This window comes from Brevundimonas sp. (genome assembly GCF_044239655.1).
GTDB lineage: Bacteria > Pseudomonadota > Alphaproteobacteria > Caulobacterales > Caulobacteraceae > Brevundimonas.
The window spans coordinates 17,895-37,356 of record NZ_JBIIAY010000003.1; the positions used below are offsets into that span (position 1 = coordinate 17,895).

Below are 19,462 nucleotides of genomic sequence, written 5' to 3' on the forward strand. Positions count from 1 at the left end.
CTCTGGAGCCGGCGATCAGCTCCAGCTGTAGGCGGTCTTGTGCTGCGTGAAGAACTCGGCGGCGTTGTAGCCCTGCTCGCGCGCACCGTAGCTGGACTTCTTGGATCCGCCGAACCCGACATGATAGTCGACGCCCGCAGTGGCCAGGTTGACCATCACCATCCCGGCCTTGGAGCGACGCTGGAAGTCCCGCGCATACTTCAACGATGTCGTGGCGATCCCGGCCGACAGGCCGAACTCGACCCCATTGGCGATCTCCAGGGCCTCGTCATAGCTCTTGACGCGGATGGTCGAGGCGACCGGGCCGAACACTTCTTCGGTGTTGATCACGGCGTCGGGGGACGTGTCGGCGATCAGGGTCGGCTGGACGTACCAACCCGGATTGTCGAGGTTCAGACGGTTGCCGCCGGTGACGATCCGCCCACCGGCCGAACGGGCGATGTCGATGTATTTGTAGCTGGTCTCCATCTGGCTCTCGGACACCGCCGGACCCATCTGGGTCGAGGGATCCAGGGCGTCGCCGACCTTCAGGGCACGGACCTTTTCCCCCAAGGCCTCGACGAAGCGATCGTGGATGCCGTCCTGGACGATCAGGCGGCTGGACGCCGTACAGCGCTGGCCCGTGGCGAAGAAGGAGCCGTCCAGCGCGATGGCCACGGCGCGGTCCAGATCGGCATCGTCGAGAACGACCAGCGGATTCTTGCCGCCCATCTCGAGCTGGACCCGGGCCTGGCGTTCCATGGCACCCTTGCCCACGCCCTGGCCGACCCCTTGCGAGCCTGTGAAGGAGATGCCGTCGATGTCCTTGTGGGCCACGATGGCGCGGCCGACGTCGCCGTCGCCGATGACCATATTGACCACGCCGGCGGGCAGGCCCGCCTCATGCAGGATGGCGATCAGGGCCTCGGCAGTCGCCGGGGTCGGACCCGCCGGCTTGATGACGACCGTATTGCCGAAGGCGATGGCGGGCGCGATCTTCCAGGCCGGGATGGCGATCGGGAAGTTCCAAGGCGTAATCAGGCCGAACACGCCGACCGGCTGGCGATAGGTCTGGATCTCCACACCCGGCCGCGTCGACAGCATGTTCTGGCCGTGGATGCGCAGGGCCTCGCCGGCGAAATACTTCAGAATGCGGGCGGCCCGCGCCGTCTCGCCGATCCCCTCGGCCAGGGTCTTGCCCTCTTCGCGCGACAGCAGCCGCCCGACCTGTTCGCGGCGCTCCATCAGGATGTTCGACGCCTTGTCGAGGATGTCGGACCGCACCTCGGGCGAGGCTTCGGACCACGATTCAAAGGCCGCCTTGGCCGCCGCGACGGCCAGATCGACCTCGGCCGCTCCGCCCTTGGGCGTGCGGGCGATGATCTCGTTGGTGTTGGACGGGTTGTGGCTCTCGCCGGGTCGATCTGCATTGACCTTCTCGCCGTTGATCCAGTGGGCGAGGTCGAGGGTGTCGGTCATGGTCGTATCCTTGGGGAGAGGTTCGTCATCTATGTAGGGTGGCCGCCCGGCCACGCGAATGCCGAACTGGCATGGATCGCGCGGCCGGACGCATCGATTGTCGGCTCAGCCCTGCATATCTTCGAGCTCCTTGCCCTTCGTCTCCTGGATGAAGGAGCGGACAAGGAAGATGCTGATCACGGCCGATGCCGTGTAGAGGGCGTAGGTCCCGGCCAGGCCGATGCCGTCGGCCAGCGCAGGGAAGCTCTGGACCACCAGATAGTTGGCGCCCCACTGGGCCAGACCTGCCACGGCCAGGGCCGAGCCACGCATCTGGTTCGGGAACATCTCACCCAGCATGACCCACATGACCGGGCCCCAGCTGAAGTTGAAGAAGATCACATACAGGTTGGCCGCGACCAGGGCGGTAAGGCCTGCCGTGTCACTCAGAGCGAGGTTTCCGGCAGCGTCTGCGCTGGCACCGCTGAACGCCCAGGTCATCGCGGCGAGCGTCACCGCCATGCCGGTCGAACCGATCAGCAGCAGGGGCTTGCGTCCGACCTTGTCGATCACGGCCAGGGCGACCAGCACGGCCGCGATGGACACGGCACCGGACAGGATATTGCGTTCCAGCGCGACTTCTTCGGACACGCCGGCCAGGCGCCAAAGCGTCTCGCCGTAGTAGAAGATGATGTTGATGCCGACGAACTGCTGGAATGTCGCGAGCATGATGCCGGCCCAGACGATCGGGCGGAACAGCGTCTTCTTGGACATGACGTCGGCAAAGCTGGGCTTGTGGCCCTTGTCGAAGCTGGCCTTGATTTCACCCAGCTTGCGGTCGGCCGCCTCGGCGTCGAACAGCTTGTTCAGCACCGTGCGCGCCGCTTCGTCCTTGCCGCGCATCACCAGATAACGAGGGCTCTCCGGGATCAGGAACAGGGCACCGAGGAAGACGGCGGCGGGTACGGCCTGGGCCAGGTACATCCAACGCCAGGCCGAGGCACCGGCGATTTCGCCCAGGCTGCTCCCGGCCGACTGGGCCAGGAAATAGTTGACCAGGAAGGCGGCGGTCAGGCCGGTGATGATCATCACCTGCTGGACCGTGCTCATCCGGCCCCGGATATTGGCAGGTGCAACTTCCGAAATATACAGCGGCGACAGCACGCTGGCGGCGCCCACGGCCATGCCGCCGGCGAAGCGCGCGGCGACGAAGAGCGCATGAACGTCGGTGAAGCCCTGGATCAGCGCGCCGATGAGGAACAGCACCGCGGCCATGATCATGACGGTTCGCCGCCCGACCATGTCGGCCAGTCGCCCGGCGAAGAAAGCCCCGACAGCACAACCGATCAGCAGCGAGCCGACGGTAAAGCCGAGGCCCGTGGCATCGAGGTTGAACGCGGCCTGCAAGCCCGCTTGCGTGCCGTTCACGGCACCACTGTCATAGCCGAACAGCAGTCCGCCGATCGTCGCGACCGCCACGATGGCGATGATGAAGCCCAGATTGACGCGGTCCATGCCCGCGCTGGTCGGCTCCGAAAGCCCCCCTGTTGGTCCAGCCATAGTCGTTATCCTCCCGATGGGCTCTTTTGGCCCGGATTGATCGTCGCCTCAGCGCCAGCCGGCGTCTACGAAATACTCATGCCCTGTAATCAAACGTGCATCGTCTGACGCCAGGAACAGCGCGAGTGCAGCAACGTCCTGCGGCTCCAGCCGACCCTTCAGGCATTGCGCGGCGACGATCTCGGCTTCGCCTTCGGGCGTGTACCATTTCATCTGACGCGGGGTTTTGACGTTGCCCGGCACGATGCAGGAGACGCGAATGCCATCGACGCCCAGTTCGCGAGCCAGGGCCCGCGTCATCCCCTCGATCCCGGCCTTGGCGGTCTCGTAGAGCGACAGGTCCGGCAGGCCCAGATGCCAGCTGATCGACCCCAGGTTCAGGATCACACCACTGCCTCGTTCGCGCATCCCCGGGGCCACGGCCTGGGCCGCGAAATACAGGTGGCGAAGGTTCACCGCGATCCGGTCGTCCCAGTATTCCGGCGTCACCTCGGTCAGGCTGTGGCGATCGTCGTTCGCCGCATTGTTCAGCAGGATATCGACCGGTCCGTACTCTTCGATGATCTCGGCGAGCGTGGATTTGAGCGCCGACAGGTTCTTCAGATCACAGAGCATGAAGCGCGGTGCCGGCGTGAGGGTGGCCAGTTCGCTGGCCAGCGCCTGCGAGTCCACCTCGGCGACATCCAGGAACACGACCCGCGCGCCCTGGCGCGCAAACGCTTCGGTCAGCCCGGCACCGATGCCGGAGCCGCCGCCCGTTATTACGACCAGACGGTCCTTCAGCGACGGATAGATGGCACGGCTCATACGGCGGTTCCCAGAAGGCCGCGAGCGGCGAGATTGCGCATCAGACCCGAGACGCCAAGGGTCCAGGGCGGGGCCTGATCGCAGGTCGTCACCTTGTTCTCGAGAACGCCGAGACGCGGCGACGAGACCCTGACCCGGTCTCCGATGTGGTGGGTGAAGCCCTGGCCCGGCGCGTCGCGATCCTGGATCGGCGCGAACATGGTCCCCAGATAGAGGGCGAAACCGTCCGGATACTGGTGCGTCTTGCCGACCGTCTGGCCGATCAGGTCCAGCGGGTCGCGGCTGATCAGGTTCATCGAACTGGCCCCCGTCATCACGAACCCGTCGTCGCCCGTGACCTCCAGCGAGACGACGGCGTTGCGCACGTCGTCCAGGCTGAAACCGTCGTCGAACAGTCGAATGAAAGGCCCCAGGGCCGCCGACGCATTGTTGTCCTTGGCCTTGCCCAGCAACAGGGCGCTGCGTCCCTCGATGTCACGCAGGTTGACGTCGTTGCCGAGCGCCGCGCCCACCGGGCGGCCCGTGGCGTCGCAGACCACGACGACTTCCGGCTCCGGATTGTTCCAGGCGCTGTCGGACCGAACCCCGACCCAGTCACCCCAGCCGACGGACGACAGCACCGGTGCCTTGGTGAAGATTTCGGCGTCCTTGCCGATCGCGACTTCCAGATACTGCGACCACAGGCCGTCCGCGATCAGGGCGTCCTTGAGCGCCATCGCCTGGTCGGAACCCGGCTTCACCGCCGACAGATCGGCGCCGACTCGTTCGGCCAGCTGGCTGCGGATTTCCTGGGCACGGCCGGCATCGCCCCGCGCCCGTTCCTCGATCACGCGCTCGACGGCGGAAACCGCGAAGGTCACGCCCGAGGCCTTCACGCATTGCAGGTCGAGCGGCGACAGCAGCTTCATGCCGCCGGCGGAGGCATCGTCCCACGCGACCGCGAATTCCATCTCGTCCAGAGCCCCCAGGTCGGGTCCCGTCGCGGTTCGCAGGTCGGCCATGGCGGCGGCATCCGCCGTGGTCGCCGCGAATTGCGAGATGTCGAGAACACGCCCGCCTCGCACGAGGATGGGCGTCGGGCCTTCCGGCAGCTCCAGCCGGCCCAGAAGCAAGGCGTCGCGCCAGTCGGCGGGCAGATAGTCAACGATTCTGGTCATGGTCCCCCGCCGGAGCTTGCAGCTCGGTCTTTCTTGTTAGCGCTACCACATTCGACTCGCCTGCTCCCGGTGTCAAGCGATCTCGGGCACATCGCGTCGACGTCGGAGCCGTCTGACATGCCCGCTTTCGCGAACAGGCCCCGGCTCCGACGTCTGGTTCGGTCAGGCGGCGACGGTCAGCGTCGCGGTCTTCAGATCGACCGAGTTCGACCCAGCGCTGATGGTGAAGGTGCCCGGCTCGACCACCCGCTCCATGTCGATGTTCCAGAAGGACAGGTCGCGCGGCGTCAGTTCGAACGTCACCGTCGTCTTGGCTCCAGGTGCCAGGCTCACGCGCTCGAAATGCTTGAGCTCAAGCACCGGACGGGTGACGGACGCATGATCGTCTCGGACGTAGAGCTGGACGACTTCGTCCCCTGCGCGCGCGCCCGTGTTGGTGACGTCGACCTCGACCCGGACCTTCTCGAACCGTCCGATCGTGGCCTTCGCCAGACGCGGCGCCGACACATCGAAGGTCGTGTAGGACAGGCCGAAACCGAACGGGAACAGGGGCGTCGTCTCGTCGAACAGATAGCCCCGGCGCGCCGTCGGCTTGTAGTTGTAGAAGATCGGCAACTGCCCCACCGTCCGGGCAATCGAGACCGGCAGCTTGCCGCCCGGATTGACCTTGCCGAACAGGGCGTCGGCGACGGCGTGGCCGGTCTCCTGACCCAGGTACCAACCCTCGATCAGGGCATCGGCGTTCTCGGCGACGAAATTCACCGACAGAGGCCGCCCGTTCAGCAGGACGACGATCGTCGGTTTGTTCAGGGCGAAGATTTCGCGGGCGAGATCGTTCTGCTGGCCGATCAGCTCGAGCGAATCACGATCGCCCAGGTGTTCATCGGCCCAGGCCTCGCGGCTGGTCTGTTCGTTGTCGCCCAGCACCATGACGATGACGTCGGCGTTGCGTGCCGTGGCGACCGCCTCGCGGATCAGGCCGGCATTCACTTCGGGGTCGACCAGATCGACCTTGTCCGCGCTCCAAGACCGGCTCTCGGTGATCCGCACCGCTTCGGCATAGTCGACGGCGAACCGGCCGCCGGCCTGAGCCTGGATGCCTTCGAGCACGCTGACGACATGGGCCGGAACGTCGCTGTATCCACCGATCGGCGTGTCGCGCGCGTGGGTCCCCAGCACCGCCATGCGGGTGATCTTCGACGGATCCAGAGGCAGTACATTGCCCTCGTTCTTGAGCAGGACCATCGCCTTGGCCGCCGCCTCGCGGGCCAGGGCCACCGCGTCCGGCGTCGCTGTCAGGGCATCGGCGCGTCGGGCGTCGACGTAGGGTTTCTCGAATGCGCCGGACAGGAATTTCATCTTGAGGACGCGTCGCACGGCGTCGTCGATCGCGGCGATATCGACCTTGCCCGACTGAACCAGCCCCGGCAGCTTGTTGTAGCCCTCCCCGTCAGGAAGCTCCATGTCCACGCCGGCGTCGAGAGCCCGCATCGCGGCCTCCTCGATGGAGGCAAACATCTTGTGGCGGGTGTTCAGTTCGCGCACCGCGAAATAGTCGGACACGACGGCACCGTCGAACCCCCACTCCTCGCGCAGCACGTCATGCAGGAGCCAGCGGTTGGCGTGCGAAGGCAGGCCGTCGATCTCGTTGTACGACGCCATGACCGCCATGACGGGCAGTTCGGTGACGGCGCGCTCGAACGGCGGGAAGAAATTCTCCCTCAGCGTCCGCTCCGAGATGTTCGCAGGCCCCACGTTCGTGCCGTTCTCGGGCTGCCCATGGCCGGTCATGTGCTTGAGCGTGACGAAGACCTTGTCGGGCGCGAGCGGAAGGGTGTCGCCCTGGAAGCCGCGAATCGCCGCCAGACCCATCTCGGCCACCAGATGCGGATCCTCGCCGTAAGTCTCCTCGATGCGGCCCCAGCGCGGATCGCGCGCGACGTCGACGACCGGAGCCAGGGCCAGTTGCGCACCCCGCGCCCGCATCTCGCGGGCCGCGACACTGAACACGCGCGTCAGCAGAGCCGGATCCCAGGTGCTGGCCAGGGCGATCGACTGGGGGAAGCTGGTGGCGCCGCGCGCCACATAACCATGCAAGGCTTCCTCATGCAGGATCAGCGGGATGCCCAGCCGGGTGTTCTCGACGGCCCATTTCTGGGCGGCATTGGCATAGTCGGCCGTTTCGCGACCGGTGCGGTTGACCGCGTCCCCGGCGGCCCCGGCAGCACCGTTCAGGGTCGGATCGACACCGCGCTTGTCCTGAGGCCGGGAAATCTGGCCGAGCCCGTTTGGAAACGCCGTCGTCGCCTTGGCCGGGTCAAAGTCGCCGGCCGGGTTCTGGATCAGCCCCTTGGTCTCCCAGATACCGACCATCTGGGCGACCTTCTCTTCCAGCGTCATACGCTGAAGCAGATCCTCGACGCGACGGTCGACCGGTTGATTCGGGTCACGGTACAAGGCGTCCGCATCCGGCCTGGCCAGGCTCTGGGCCCTCGCGACACCAGGCATCTGTGAGAGTGCGAGCGCAGACGCGAAACTGGCCAGCAGCGTGCGACGACCAAGCGTCATCTGTTTACCGGTCACGTCGGTCATCTCGTCTCTTCCCTGTTTACTCACCGGTTGCCCCGGTGATGATAGCGCTAACATGACGATAGAGCGCATTTCGGTATCCGGTCAATGGTCGCCGTCGGCGGAAATCCTGTAGAAGGCTGTGATAGAATGGACGCCATCATGCCTCCCACGACAAAGCCCGCCTTCACCCGACCCACGTCCGGCCAGGGACGCCTTCATGGAGCCATCGCTCGCGATCTGGGGACCGCGATCGTTTCAGGCCGCTGTCCGCCCGGAGAAATCCTGGCTAATGAGATCGAATTCAGCGAACGGCTGAAGGTGTCCCGCAGCGCCTATCGCGAGGCCATCCGCATCCTGGCCGCCAAGGGCCTGGTTGAAAGCCGGCCCCGGACGGGCACGCGCGTCCTCCCGATGGAGCGGTGGAACCTGCTGGATCCCGATGTGCTGGCCTGGTTCTTCGAGAGCGAGCCCAGTCGCGTCATGGTCGACGGCCTGTTCGAACTGCGCCTGATCGTCGAACCCGCCGCCGCCGCCCTGGCCGCCAAGCGCCGGACGACCGAACAGCTCACCCAGATGAGGAAGGCGCTCAACGACATGGAGCGCCTCACACTCAAGACCGAGGCGGGCCAGTCGGCCGACAGGGACTTCCACCAGGCCCTGCTGATCGCCACCGGCAACCCGCCGCTGATCAGCCTGGCGTCGACCATCGGAGCCGGCGTTCGCTGGACCACCCACTACAAGCAGCGCAAGCGCCGCCTGCCACCTGACCCCATGCCGGAGCACTGGCGGGTCTATGATGCGGTCGCCGCCGGAGACGCCGAAGAAGCCCATGCGGCCATGGAGGCTCTGGTAAACCACGCCCTGGCTCAGACCGCCGGTGCCATGAATGAGCGATGACACCGGTAGCAATTACTTGCCAAGCTAAAGAAGCTTCGCTAATTGTCTGAGTAAATCCACTCAGAGAATCGCTATGGCTAAACCGCTGCGTTCACGCGCCTGGTTCGACAACCCGGAAAACCCGGACATGACCGCCCTCTATCTGGAGCGGTACCTGAACTACGGGCTGACGCTGGAAGAGCTGCGCTCGGGCAAGCCGATCATCGGCATCGCCCAGACCGGCTCCGACCTCAGCCCCTGCAATCGCCACCACATCGAACTGGCCAAGCGGGTTCGCGAGGGCATCCGCGAACAGGGCGGCATCGCCCTGGAATTCCCGGTTCACCCGATCCAAGAAACGGGCAAGCGCCCGACCGCCGGACTTGACCGCAATCTCGCCTACATGGGTCTGGTCGAGCTCCTGTACGGCTACCCGCTGGACGGCGTCGTCCTGACCATCGGCTGCGACAAGACCACCCCGGCCTGTCTGATGGCGGCCGCCACCGTAGACATCCCGGCCATCGCCCTGTCGGTCGGGCCCATGCTGAACGGCTGGCTCAAGGGCGAACGGATCGGCTCCGGCACCATCATCTGGAAAGCCCGCGAGATGATGGCTGCGGGTGAGCTCGACTATGAGGGTTTCATCAACCTGGTCGCCACCTCGGCCCCCTCGGTCGGCTATTGCAACACCATGGGCACGGCCTCGACCATGAACTCCCTGGCCGAAGCCCTGGGCATGTCCCTGCCCGGCTCGGCCGCCATCCCGGCACCCTATCGTGAGCGGCCGCAGATCGCCTATCTGACCGGCAAGCGGATCGTGGACATGGTCCATGAGGACCTGAAGCCCTCGGACATCCTGACCCCCGACGCCTTCCACAATGCCATCGTCGTCAACTCCGCCATCGGCGGCTCGACCAATGCGCCGGTCCACATCACGGCACTGGCCCGGCACTCAGGCGTCGACCTGCCGATCGAGGAGTGGCAGACCCACGGCCACGCCGTGCCGCTGCTGGTCAATCTGCAACCGGCCGGGACCTATCTGGGCGAAGACTTCCACCAGGCCGGCGGCGTCCCCGCCGTCGTCGCACAACTGATGAGCAAGGGCCTGATCCGCGAAGGTGCGATGACGGTCAACGGCAAGACCATGGGAGACAACTGCCGGAACGCCGAAATCGTGCTGCCCGACGTCATCCGGACCATGGAGGCTCCCCTGGTCGAGGACGCGGGCTTCCTCGTGCTCAGCGGCAACCTGTTCGACAACGCGATCATGAAGACCAGCGTGATCGCCGCCGAGTTCCGCGAGCGCTATCTGGCCAACCCTGACGACCCCAACGCGTTTGAGGGCCCTGCTGTCGTGTTTGACGGCCCCGAGGATTACCACCACCGGATCGACGATCCCGCCACCGGGATCACCGAGAAGAGCATCCTGTTCATGCGCGGCGCGGGGCCCCTCGGCTATCCGGGCGCGGCCGAGGTCGTGAACATGCGACCACCGTCCTACCTGATCAAACAGGGCGTGACGGCCCTGGCCTGTATTGGCGACGGCCGCCAGTCGGGCACCTCCGGCTCGCCCTCGATCCTGAACGCCTCGCCCGAGGCCGCCGCCGGCGGGAACCTCGCCCTGCTCAGGACCGGTGACCCCGTCCGCGTCGACCTGAACACCTGCCGAGTGGACGTCCTGATCGACGAAGCCGAACTGGCGGCGCGCCGCGCCGCCCTCGATGCGGCCGGAGGGTTCAAGATCCCGCCGTCCCAGACTCCCTGGCAGGAGCTGCAACGGGCCACGGTCGGCCAACTGGGCACAGGGGCGGTCCTGGAGCCTGCGGTCAAATACCACCGCATCATCGACAAGTTCGGCAACCCTCGCGACAACCACTGAGGGTCGCGCTGAAGTCACCTCGGCGGGCCGGTTCCCGGCCCCTAGACTTCGGAACCGGATCTGGCCCCAGCCGCTATCGGCTCCTGACAAGGGAGCGAGTGATGGCCGACAAACAGACCGATGGCCGGCGAAAGAACGGGGCCAGCCCAGCCGGAAAGCCCGACGCCTCGACGTCGGACAAGGCGGTGAAGGAAACCGGCAAGATGTCCACCGAGCGCGCGGGACCCGACGGGCCCGACGCCGGGGTCGTGGGCGAGACGTTCAAGCGCTGATCACCGGCCACCGTTGCGCCGGGTCCTGCCGGACCGGTAGGTTGGCCCATGACCGATCGCCCCCGCCGCAGCGCCCTCTACCTGCCCGCCTCCAATGCCCGTGCGATCGAGAAGGCGCGGACGCTGGATTGCGACGTCGTGATCCTCGACCTCGAGGACGCTGTGGCACCCGATCTCAAGTCTCTCGCCCGGGACCAGGCGGTGGCGGCGTTGCGCGACGGCGGCTTCGGGCGGCGCGAACTTGTGGTGCGTGTCAACGGCCTGGACACACCTTGGGGTGAGGACGACCTGACGGCCCTGGCCGAGGTGGCCCCCGATGCGATCCTGGCCCCAAAGGTCAGCGATGTCGCGGCGATAGAGGCCTATACGGCGCGACTGCCGGCCGGGACGCCGCTGTGGATCATGATCGAGACCGCCGTTTCCCTGTTCCGGCTGGAAGCCATGGCGGCGTCGGCCCGAACCGGTTCCCTCGCCGGTTTCGTGCTGGGCACCAACGATCTGGCCGCCGAAATGGGGGTCCAGACCGACGCCCTGCGTGCGCCCTTCGTCGGGGCCATGGGGCTGGCGGTGGCGGCGGCCCGGGCGCACGGGCTGATCATCCTGGACGGGGTTTTCAACACCCTTGATGACCTCAAGGGGTTCGAGACCCAGACGCGACAGGCCCTTGAGTTTGGTTTCGACGGCAAGACCCTGATCCATCCGTCCCAGATCGCGCCCTGCAACGCCGTTTTCACGCCCGACGCACGTCAGGTCGCGGCAGCACAGACCATCGTCGACGCCTTCGCCGACCCGGCCAACGCCGACAAGGGCGCGATCCGGCTGAACGGCCGTATGGTCGAGCGATTGCACCTGCGACAGGCCCAGCGAACCCTGGCCGCCGCCCGGGTCTAACGCGCCGGCAGGGCGGCCCCGACCAGGGCGTAGCAGTCGGCCCGCGTCGGCCGATTTCCGACCAGCACGCCATAGGCCGCCCGCACCGAACAGATGTCGGCGAGGCTCAGCTGACCCAGCCAGCGGTCGGCGTTGCAATAGTTCATGATCGAGGCCGGATCGTAATAGGTCTCGCCTGCCGCAATGGTCTCGGGCGTGGTCGTACGCGCGAGACAGTTCGGCGCGCGCGGGCTGACGTGGTCGTGCGAGAACCCCAGAGCGTGACCCAGTTCATGCAGGGCGTCGGCATAGAAGCAGCGGAACTCCCCGACATAGCCGCGCGGTCCGCACAACCGGTTGGTGACCAGATATTCGGCATTCAGCACGATCCGCCCGCCGTCTCTAAGGCTGACGCCCCGGTGGCTGGCCGAGGCGAACATCTCGGGATCGTGGACGATGCGAATGGCGACGCGTTCGGGGTCGCTACAGGTCTCGGCGAAGTCGAACTTGACGTCGGCCTGGGCCTCCCACACCCCGGCGGCGGCACGGACCTGTTCGCGGGCCCAGTCATCCTCGACCGCCCCGGCCTCGAAACACATCGGAATCCGGCCCTCAGGCCACAGATCGACCTGGGGCGGCGGCGCAGCCATGGCCACGGGCGGCGGCGGGGGTGGAGGCGCAGGCGGCGGAGCACCGGCGGGCTGCTGCTCCTGCACCGTCGCGCAGGCATGCAGGCCCACGGCGAGGATCGCGACGGCGACCGTCAGGAGCCGTCGGGCACTCATGACCAGCGGATGTCCGTCAGGGTCACGTTCAGCTCCAGCACCCGTCCCTGCGCCTGCGGCCGGCGTACTGAAGGCGTCAGGTCTTCGGCCATCACACCGACCGCGATCGGCCCCTCTGTACGCTGGGCCAGGTTCAGAATTTCGTCGCCAAAGTTGAAGCCGATCGCATAGGCGTCATACGGCATCGCATGGTGGGCCATCGACCCGTCGCCCATCATCCCCAGATGCACGAAGGTCGGCGACGATCCGAGCGCCAGGGTCCGCGTCCCGCCTGTCATGGCGATCTCCAGCGACCGGTCCAGCAGCCGTCGGTCCATCGCATAGGCCACCGATCCGACGCCCGAGATCATCACCGTGTCGTCGGCCGCCCTCAGCCGCGCGGTCAGGTCATCCGGAAACACGATCCGCATCGCGCTCTCGCCCGGCCTGGCTTCGGCCCTCAGCTTGTAGACGGTCGATCCGATCGGCGTCCGCGTCGTCGCCCCTGCCGGTCCCTGGCTGGCCACGCTGAACAGTGGAAACGGATAGAGCTGGTCGTATCGGTACCCCAGCGAGCGGGTCTCCACGACCTGCCCGGCCGTCCATGTGCCGGTGTTCTCGCCGTTCGGCCCAATATATCCATCGACCTTCTCGGCGGACCAGGCGGCGGGATAGGTGCGCCGTGCCAGGGCCTGCCAGGTGGCCCAGACCCGGTCGATATTGCAGTGGTGCATCCAGAAGACCGGATCCTGGGCCGCCGTCTCGGTCCGCCCCATCAGGCCGCCGACCAGGACGTGGATATGGTTGTGCCCATAGGCCTCCACCGAGCCCGCGCCGGTCGGCATCCGGCCGCAGAAGGTGGCGAAATCGTCGGACTGGAGCCGCGCCACGTTTCGTGAGGTCGCCCACCGCGCCTTGGAATAGTCGAGCTCGTTGGCCCCCGGCGCGCGCTGGCGCTCGTATAGCGGCAACCCCGGCGTCGTGGTCCAGCTGGGCAGGAAGCGATCCCCCTGCCAGTCCCAGTAAGGCAGCGCAAAGGTGCCGTGCCCCGTCAGCCGCCCGATGATCCGCTCCAGGTGGGCCAGCTCGAGCCGATGCCAGGGCAGGAACAGTGCATTGCCGTGCTTGGCCTGTTCCCGGTGCAGCCGGACCTGGCGGGCCCACGACCGGTTGTCATTGCGGCGCTTCATCAGCGACACGCCTTGCGCAAAGGCCACGACGTCGTCGCTGGTCGCCGTCAGTGTCGATGCGGCGCGGCGCACGCGCGGCGACGTCGCCTGGGCCCAGGCCTCGGTCCCGCCCAGCCCCAGCCCCAGCCCGGCCGTCAGCCCGCCGGCGAGCGCATGCCGTCTGTTCATGGTCATACTGTCCCCCCCGGGATCACGATCACAGACATCGACCGTTCATCAAACGCCGTGATGTGTCCAGTCGGCTAACGCAGGGCGCGAATACGTCTGCGCTTTCCAGCCATCGCTTGTGGCCAAGGCGAGCGCGAATCCTTGCTTCAAGCGACCATCGGACCTAACTCACGCCGCGATCACACGTGGAATCCTATGGAACGCTGGCTACTCATTTCCAACTGTCAGACGGCAGGCTTGGCAACATCCATCCAGCTACTGAATCGCGGGCTTTCAGTGCTCGCAGTAGATATCTGGCACTATCTGGCCGACCAGCCCAAATGGGACGCCATGATTCAGGACTGCACCCGTGTCGTTCTGGCTCCCGAAGTCGAACACATGATCGAAGGCCGTCTTCCGGATGTTCCGCTATTGACCCGACTTCCGGCTCTGACCTTCTCCGCCTATCATCCTGACCTTTGCTATATTGACGGACAATCAGGAACGGTTGTCGGGCCTCTGGGCAACTATCACTCAATGATCGCATTCTCGGGATACAAGAGTGGCTTGTCAGCCAATGATACCATCTCGCTTTTCAATGCAAAAATATATGAACAGTGCGGGTATTTCGACTATTGGGGCTTAGAAAAACAACGCATAATCGCCTTGTTTAAACACCATGGGATTGATATCGAGAGTAGTTTTGTACATTGGGGAAGACATGGATCATTTATGCACTCCAGTGATCACCCAAAGATTCAGACTATATACGAGATCGCTCGGTGCTTTTTGATATCGCAGAATATCGAAATACAGGTTAGCGAATTTCGCCCCATCGACGGCTTGGTAAACGGCCCGTGCTGGCCCGTTTACCCGGAGCTTGGAGAATTCCTTGGTGTCGAAGGATCCTACAATTTCAAGAGAAACTTGGTTTTCAACCAAATAAGCTTGGCAGAATTCGTGAGCGAGTCTTACGCTACCTATGAACAACTCGACCCTGCATTCCTGGTCCCCATGAACAGCTATCAAGCGCTGCATGAGCACGTCAGCGGACTGATTTGATGCGCAATCCCTACCGCGGCCTTCCCGATCATCAGTTCTGGCGCCGGTCGATCTCGCGCACCGAGCCGCATCGGCTGGACCCGGTCGTCATGACGCGCTTCCAGATCGACCCGAACTCGAAGGTCGCCACCGCCGGCAGCTGTTTCGCCCAGAACATCTCGCGCAAGCTTCGCCAGATCGGCTTCAACTACTATGTGCCCGAGGCCGGCGAGCATCTGGAGCCCGAACAGCGCCTGCCGCACAACTACGGCGTCTTTTCTGCCCGGTTCGGCAACATCTACACCACGGCCCAGCTGCGGCAGCTGTTCGACGAGGCCTTCGGGCACCGCACACCCGCAGAGACCTACTGGAAGGACGCGCGCGGCCGGTTCTTCGACGTCTTCCGCCAGCAGGTCGAACCGAACGGTTTCGCCACCCTGGAGGAACTCAAGGCCGATCGCGAGGCCCATCTGGCCGCCGTGCGCACTATGTTCGAGACCTCGGATGTCTTCATCTTCACCCTTGGCCTGACCGAGGCCTGGCGCTCGAAAGCCGACGGTTCCGTCTATTCCTCGGCCCCGGGCGTCGTCGCCGGGGACTGCGATCCGGACAAGTACGAGTTCGTCAACTTCACCGTGCCCGAGGTCTGGGAGGAGCTCGAAACCTTCCTGAAGGCTCTGAAGGAGGTCAACCCGGGCATCAAGGTCCTGCTGACCGTGTCGCCGGTGCCGCTGATCGCGACGTTCGAAAACCGCAACGTGCTGGTCTCGACCACCTATTCCAAGTCGGTGCTCAGGGTCGTGGCCGAAATGGCCATCAAGGCCTTCGACTGGGTCGACTACTTCCCGTCGTTCGAGATCTTCAACGGCAGTTTCTCTGGCGGAATGTACTACGAGCCCGACCACCGCGAGGTGAACCACCTCGGCGTCGCCCACGCGATGCGGGTGTTCCTGTCCAACTACGTCGATGGCGAGTCCGAGGTCATCGCAACGAACCGGCCGTCCGCCGAACTGATCGCCCGCGCCAACAATCCCGGCGTGGTCTGCGACGAAGAGGCGATGGACGCTTACCGCTAGGGCCTGCTGTCAGACGGCGGTATCTTCCGGCCGCTTCTGCCCATCGAAGCCCAGGCGCTGAAAGCTGACCCAGGCGTCCCGGACGGCCTGTAGCGGCCGATCCGCACCCAGCTGGGTCAGCTGGGCCGACCAGACGTCGCCCAGTTGCTGGACCGTCGATGTGATCCAGCCCGGCGGCTGCTGGCGTGACCAGTTCTGGATCGAGGCCGCGTTGAACACCAGCATCAACAAGGTCGCAAAGGCGATGGCGCGGGTCGTCCAGCGACGGTCGCGTGCCGCCACCCCCTCGTCGTCCGGCGGCGGTCCCGGCGGGAAGGCGAACCGGCCGAGCGCCAACAAGGCGTTCGGGCGCGCCGTCTCCTGGCGGACAGACAGGTCATGGGCATCGGCCCCGACGTTCCAGTCCGAAGGCGGATCGGCGGCACCCGGTGGAACAGGCTGCATCTCCTGCCCCCTCGGCGGAAACGGCGATGCCGGTATCGCTGTAGGGAAGGGCTCGGGCTCGTCGGGATCGGTCGGGTCTGTCACGCTCGCGTCTCCCTTGGGCTAGAACTGAAAATAGATGAAGGGCTGGACACCGTCGGGTCGCACCGCCTCGACGAACAACAGCCCCAGGCCGATCAGGACCCCGATGGTCAATGACGGTGCCGGCGCCATCCGCTCGGCCAGCCCCTCGATCGCGCGCGGCGGCAACCAGTGCATGGCCAGACCCCCGACGATCAGCGTCAGGAGGAACGGCGTCACGAGGGTCGCGGGGCCCATCCGACCCAGGCCCTCCAGCACCTGAAGCGCCATGCCGAAGGTCTCGGACCGGAACAGGATCCACCCCAGGCAGACGATATGGAAGGTGACGACCACCCCGACGACGGTGGGAACCACACTGCGGTTACCCAGCACAGCCCTGCCCAGCCGCTCAATGACCTGCACACCGCCATGCAGCGCGCCCCAGGCAATGAAGGTCCAGGCCGCCCCGTGCCACAGCCCGCCCAGCAGCATGGTAATCATCACATTGATGCAAGACGCCACCAGCCCCCGCTTGCCGCCCCCCAGCGGCACATACAGATAGTCCCGCAGCCAGCTCGACAGGCTGATGTGCCAGCGCCGCCAGAAGGCCTGCATCGACGCCGCCCTGTACGGCTGGTCGAAATTGCGCGGGAAGGAATAGCCCAGCAGGGCCGCGATCCCGATCGCCATGTCCGAATAGGCCGAGAAGTCGCAATAGATCTGGACCGCATAGCCATAGACGGCCGCCACGATGTCCAGCGCCGAATGGGCCGCCGGATCGAAGAACACAGGGTCGACCAGCCGCACCGACAGCTCCGATGCGATCACCGTCTTCTTGAACAGGCCCCAGACGATCAACAGCAGGCCATGCACCGCCATCACCCGCGTCAGGCGCGGTACGCGGTCGAATTGTGGCAACAGGTCCGACGCCCGCACGATCGGCCCGGCCACCAGATGCGGGAAGAAGCTCATCAGCAGCATGACGTCGAGCAGGGACTTCGCCGGCGGCGTCTTCCCGCGTTTCACATCGACGACGTAGCTGATGCCCTGGAAGGTGAAGAAGCTGATCCCCACCGGCAGCACGATCTGCAGCAGCGGCAGGTCACGCTCCCACCCGAACCGGGCCAGCAGCTCCAGCGCCTGATCGACGAAGAAGCCGTAGTATTTGAACACCCCCAGGATCAGCAGGTTGGCCACGACCCCGGCGGCGACCAGCCACCCGGCCCCGATCCTGAACCCATCTTCACCGACCGGCTTGCGCGCGATCAGGGCCGCAACGCCCCAGTTGAGCACCGCCGAGCCGATCAGCAGCAGCACGAACCGCCAGTCCCACTGGGCGTAGAAAAACCAGCTGGCCAGCAGCAGGAACAGCTTCCGACGGCCGTTCTCCCGGTCCAGCGACCATGCGGTGAAATAGACGAACAGGAAGAAGACGCCGAACGCCAGGGTCGGGAACAGCATCTAGCGCCCGCCCGTCGCGGCCTGTGGGTTGCGCGCGTACCAGGCGCGGCCCGCCGTCATCAGATCCTCGTACAGCAGCACGCCCAGCCAGTCGGCACCCGCCTCGTTGAAATGGACGCGGTCCTCGCGCATCAGCGGATCGCCCCAGGCCCCTGCGCGGGTCAGCCGGTCGGCCGAGCAATCCCCCCCCATCCGTCCACGCCAGTCCCAGAAGCCCACGTTCATCAGCGCCGCCGTGCGGTACTGGACCTCGCGAACGGCCGCCAGCATCTGCGGCGTGCGCCAACGCCCCTCCGCATCACCGGGACACGTGCCGCCCCCCTCCCCCCGCATCGCCTCGGGCGCGCCCAGGATCAGGATGGCGGCGGCCGGAACCTCCATCCGGAACCGCCGGATCTGCGACGTCAGCAGCGCCTCGTAGGCAGCCAGGTCGAGTGCATCGTCGAACCCCTCGTTGGTGCCGTAGGCGATGACGATCAGATCGGGATAGGCGTCTGCGACCGGCAGTCTCTGTTCGGGCAGCAAGGCCAGGGTTGCACCCGAGACGCCGACCGGAGTCCAGTCGATGGTCCGCGTCGGAAACCTCGCCCGCAACCGCCGCTCCACCGCCGCGGTGATCCAGCCGGCGGCCGTATGGCTGTCACCGAACTGGACGATCCGCACATGGCCGACCCAGCGGCCGTCGAGAGCGCGGAACAGCGGAGCCAGGGCGTCCGCTTGGCACAGGCCCTGGGGGCAGGTCCGGCTGACCGACGACGGCAGGGGCGTCCACGCCCGTTCCTGGGCCGAACCGGAGGACGCCAAAGCGCCGATCGCCAGCGCCCAGGTCGCCAGGACAAGTCCCAGCCTTCCGATCACGCCCCTGCGGCCTCGGGCGAAGCGGCTGCCGGTGCCACTAGGCCAGCGTCACGCCGGATCGCCGCCTCGACCGGCTCGGTGATCCTCAGATAACCGGCCATCGACATATGGATCCCGTCGTTGGCCCGCATTAGTTGTCGCCGACCCGTGTCCGTCGCCGCCAGATAGGCGTCGTAATCGCCCTCGGCGTCCGAGGTCAGGGCCACGGTCGACAGATAGGGCACGTTCAGCGCGGCCATCCGCGCCGAGACGACCTCATTGATCACAGCCATCTTGCCGTCGAACGACGCCCGCTTCATGCGCGGCAGCCCGACCCAATAGACCATGACGTCCCGGCTCCTCAGCAGGGCGACCAGATCATCGACCCGTTTGGCGTAGGCGACCTTCCAGCCGGCCGAGCCGAAATCATGGATCTGGCCGTCGTTGCTGATCCCCTGGGCGTCGTTGGTGCCGAACAGGATGACGGCGACATCGACCGGCGTCTCGGCGATCTGTCGCGCCGTCTTGTCCTGGATATCGACATAGTCATAGCGCGACAGGCCGGTGGAGACCTCGCTGAACTTGGTCACCGTCACACCGGGCTGGCCGTTCAGTTCGCGATACAGGCCCGTCCAAAGACCGTCGGCCATTGAATCCCCGAACACCCCGACCCGCAACTCACGCCGCTGGGCCAGACGGTCCTTCAACGGTGTCACGACCGGAAGCGCAGGCCCAGTCGCGACCGGCGGAGGCGCGGGCTCCGCCGCCGGGGCCGAGGCATTGGCGCTCGCCCCGAACAAAAGGGTGGGATGGCGCAACCACGCGCGGCCGTCCGGCGTCAGCACCAAGCCGATCGCCACGCCGACCAGCAGCGCCGCCGTCAATGAGTTGATCCCTGCCCGCACGCCCCACACGTCCTGACTTGCCCCGACCTCTGTGTCTAACCCAGCCTGACCGCGCCGCCCACCGCCTGCCCCTCGCGAGCGAAGAAAAAGGTTAACCGTGGCGCACTG

At 65.9% G+C, this 19,462-nt stretch carries 17 protein-coding genes; 6 read left to right on the top strand and 11 right to left on the bottom strand.

Going from position 1 to position 19,462, the window contains the following annotated elements:
• Positions 1-15: 15 nt before the first annotated feature.
• From ACILQR_RS00860 to ACILQR_RS00880, 5 genes are all read right to left on the bottom strand, one after another.
• On the bottom strand, positions 16-1,458 hold the full coding sequence (locus ACILQR_RS00860) for an aldehyde dehydrogenase family protein (protein ID WP_395649636.1): 1,443 nt from the start codon (positions 1,456-1,458) through the stop codon (positions 16-18).
• A 105-nt stretch (positions 1,459-1,563) separates the two neighbouring features.
• Positions 1,564-2,997 carry a sugar porter family MFS transporter gene (locus ACILQR_RS00865; protein ID WP_395649637.1) on the bottom strand — a complete coding sequence of 478 codons (1,434 nt, stop codon included), beginning with the start codon at positions 2,995-2,997 and terminating at the stop codon, positions 1,564-1,566.
• A 48-nt stretch (positions 2,998-3,045) separates the two neighbouring features.
• The gene (locus ACILQR_RS00870) at positions 3,046-3,804 is read right to left on the bottom strand and encodes an SDR family NAD(P)-dependent oxidoreductase (RefSeq protein WP_395649638.1); all 759 of its coding nucleotides are present in this window, start codon (positions 3,802-3,804) and stop codon (positions 3,046-3,048) included.
• Positions 3,801-4,961 (bottom strand): fumarylacetoacetate hydrolase family protein, encoded by a 1,161-nt coding sequence (locus ACILQR_RS00875; RefSeq protein ID WP_395649639.1) that lies wholly within the window; start codon positions 4,959-4,961, stop codon positions 3,801-3,803. The genes ACILQR_RS00870 and ACILQR_RS00875 overlap by 4 nt, the downstream gene beginning before the upstream one ends.
• Before the next feature lie 162 nt (positions 4,962-5,123).
• A complete protein-coding gene (locus ACILQR_RS00880; RefSeq protein ID WP_395649640.1) occupies positions 5,124-7,553 on the bottom strand; it encodes a glycoside hydrolase family 3 N-terminal domain-containing protein in 2,430 nt (809 codons plus the stop codon).
• 138 nt (positions 7,554-7,691) lie between these two features.
• Here ACILQR_RS00880 and ACILQR_RS00885 point away from each other — a divergent pair, with 138 nt between their 5' ends.
• From ACILQR_RS00885 to ACILQR_RS00900, 4 genes are all read left to right on the top strand, one after another.
• Positions 7,692-8,429: a FadR/GntR family transcriptional regulator gene (locus ACILQR_RS00885; RefSeq protein WP_395649641.1), complete on the top strand. Its 738-nt coding sequence runs from the start codon at positions 7,692-7,694 to the stop codon at positions 8,427-8,429.
• Positions 8,430-8,502: 73 nt separating this feature from the next.
• On the top strand, positions 8,503-10,287 hold the full coding sequence (locus ACILQR_RS00890; protein ID WP_395649642.1) for an IlvD/Edd family dehydratase: 1,785 nt from the start codon (positions 8,503-8,505) through the stop codon (positions 10,285-10,287).
• A gap of 101 nt (positions 10,288-10,388) precedes the next feature.
• A complete protein-coding gene (locus ACILQR_RS00895; protein ID WP_395649643.1) occupies positions 10,389-10,559 on the top strand; it encodes a hypothetical protein in 171 nt (56 codons plus the stop codon).
• A 48-nt stretch (positions 10,560-10,607) separates the two neighbouring features.
• Positions 10,608-11,450 (top strand): HpcH/HpaI aldolase/citrate lyase family protein, encoded by an 843-nt coding sequence (locus ACILQR_RS00900; protein ID WP_395649644.1) that lies wholly within the window; start codon positions 10,608-10,610, stop codon positions 11,448-11,450.
• Here the strand turns inward: ACILQR_RS00900 and ACILQR_RS00905 are convergent.
• Both ACILQR_RS00905 and ACILQR_RS00910 read right to left on the bottom strand, forming a co-directional pair.
• Positions 11,447-12,214 (bottom strand): hypothetical protein, encoded by a 768-nt coding sequence (locus ACILQR_RS00905; RefSeq protein WP_395649645.1) that lies wholly within the window; start codon positions 12,212-12,214, stop codon positions 11,447-11,449. The genes ACILQR_RS00900 and ACILQR_RS00905 overlap by 4 nt on opposite strands.
• A complete protein-coding gene (locus tag ACILQR_RS00910; RefSeq protein WP_395649646.1) occupies positions 12,211-13,551 on the bottom strand; it encodes a tyrosinase family protein in 1,341 nt (446 codons plus the stop codon). Before ACILQR_RS00910 ends, ACILQR_RS00905 begins: the two co-directional genes overlap by 4 nt.
• A 141-nt stretch (positions 13,552-13,692) precedes the next feature.
• On the opposite strand from ACILQR_RS00910, the gene ACILQR_RS00915 reads away from it, so the two are divergent.
• On the top strand, positions 13,693-14,592 hold the full coding sequence (locus tag ACILQR_RS00915; protein ID WP_395649647.1) for a WcbI family polysaccharide biosynthesis putative acetyltransferase: 900 nt from the start codon (positions 13,693-13,695) through the stop codon (positions 14,590-14,592).
• Positions 14,592-15,647 (top strand): GSCFA domain-containing protein, encoded by a 1,056-nt coding sequence (locus ACILQR_RS00920; protein ID WP_395649648.1) that lies wholly within the window; start codon positions 14,592-14,594, stop codon positions 15,645-15,647. The genes ACILQR_RS00915 and ACILQR_RS00920 overlap by 1 nt, the downstream gene beginning before the upstream one ends.
• Before the next feature lie 9 nt (positions 15,648-15,656).
• Here the strand turns inward: ACILQR_RS00920 and ACILQR_RS00925 are convergent, their stop codons facing one another.
• Genes ACILQR_RS00925 through ACILQR_RS00940 form a run of 4 tightly spaced genes read right to left on the bottom strand, consistent with a single transcriptional unit; the run spans position 15,657 to position 19,354 of the window.
• Entirely contained in the window at positions 15,657-16,175 is a 519-nt protein-coding gene (locus ACILQR_RS00925; protein WP_395649649.1) for a hypothetical protein, read from the bottom strand.
• An 18-nt stretch (positions 16,176-16,193) separates the two neighbouring features.
• Positions 16,194-17,612 (bottom strand): MBOAT family O-acyltransferase, encoded by a 1,419-nt coding sequence (locus ACILQR_RS00930; protein WP_395649650.1) that lies wholly within the window; start codon positions 17,610-17,612, stop codon positions 16,194-16,196.
• Positions 17,613-18,470, bottom strand: coding sequence for a GDSL-type esterase/lipase family protein (locus ACILQR_RS00935; RefSeq protein ID WP_395649651.1), 858 nt, complete (start codon positions 18,468-18,470; stop codon positions 17,613-17,615).
• Positions 18,467-19,354, bottom strand: a complete 888-nt coding sequence (locus ACILQR_RS00940; protein ID WP_395649652.1) for a DUF459 domain-containing protein — start codon at positions 19,352-19,354, stop codon at positions 18,467-18,469. Before ACILQR_RS00940 ends, ACILQR_RS00935 begins: the two co-directional genes overlap by 4 nt.
• Between the last annotated feature and the right edge of the window lie 108 nt (positions 19,355-19,462).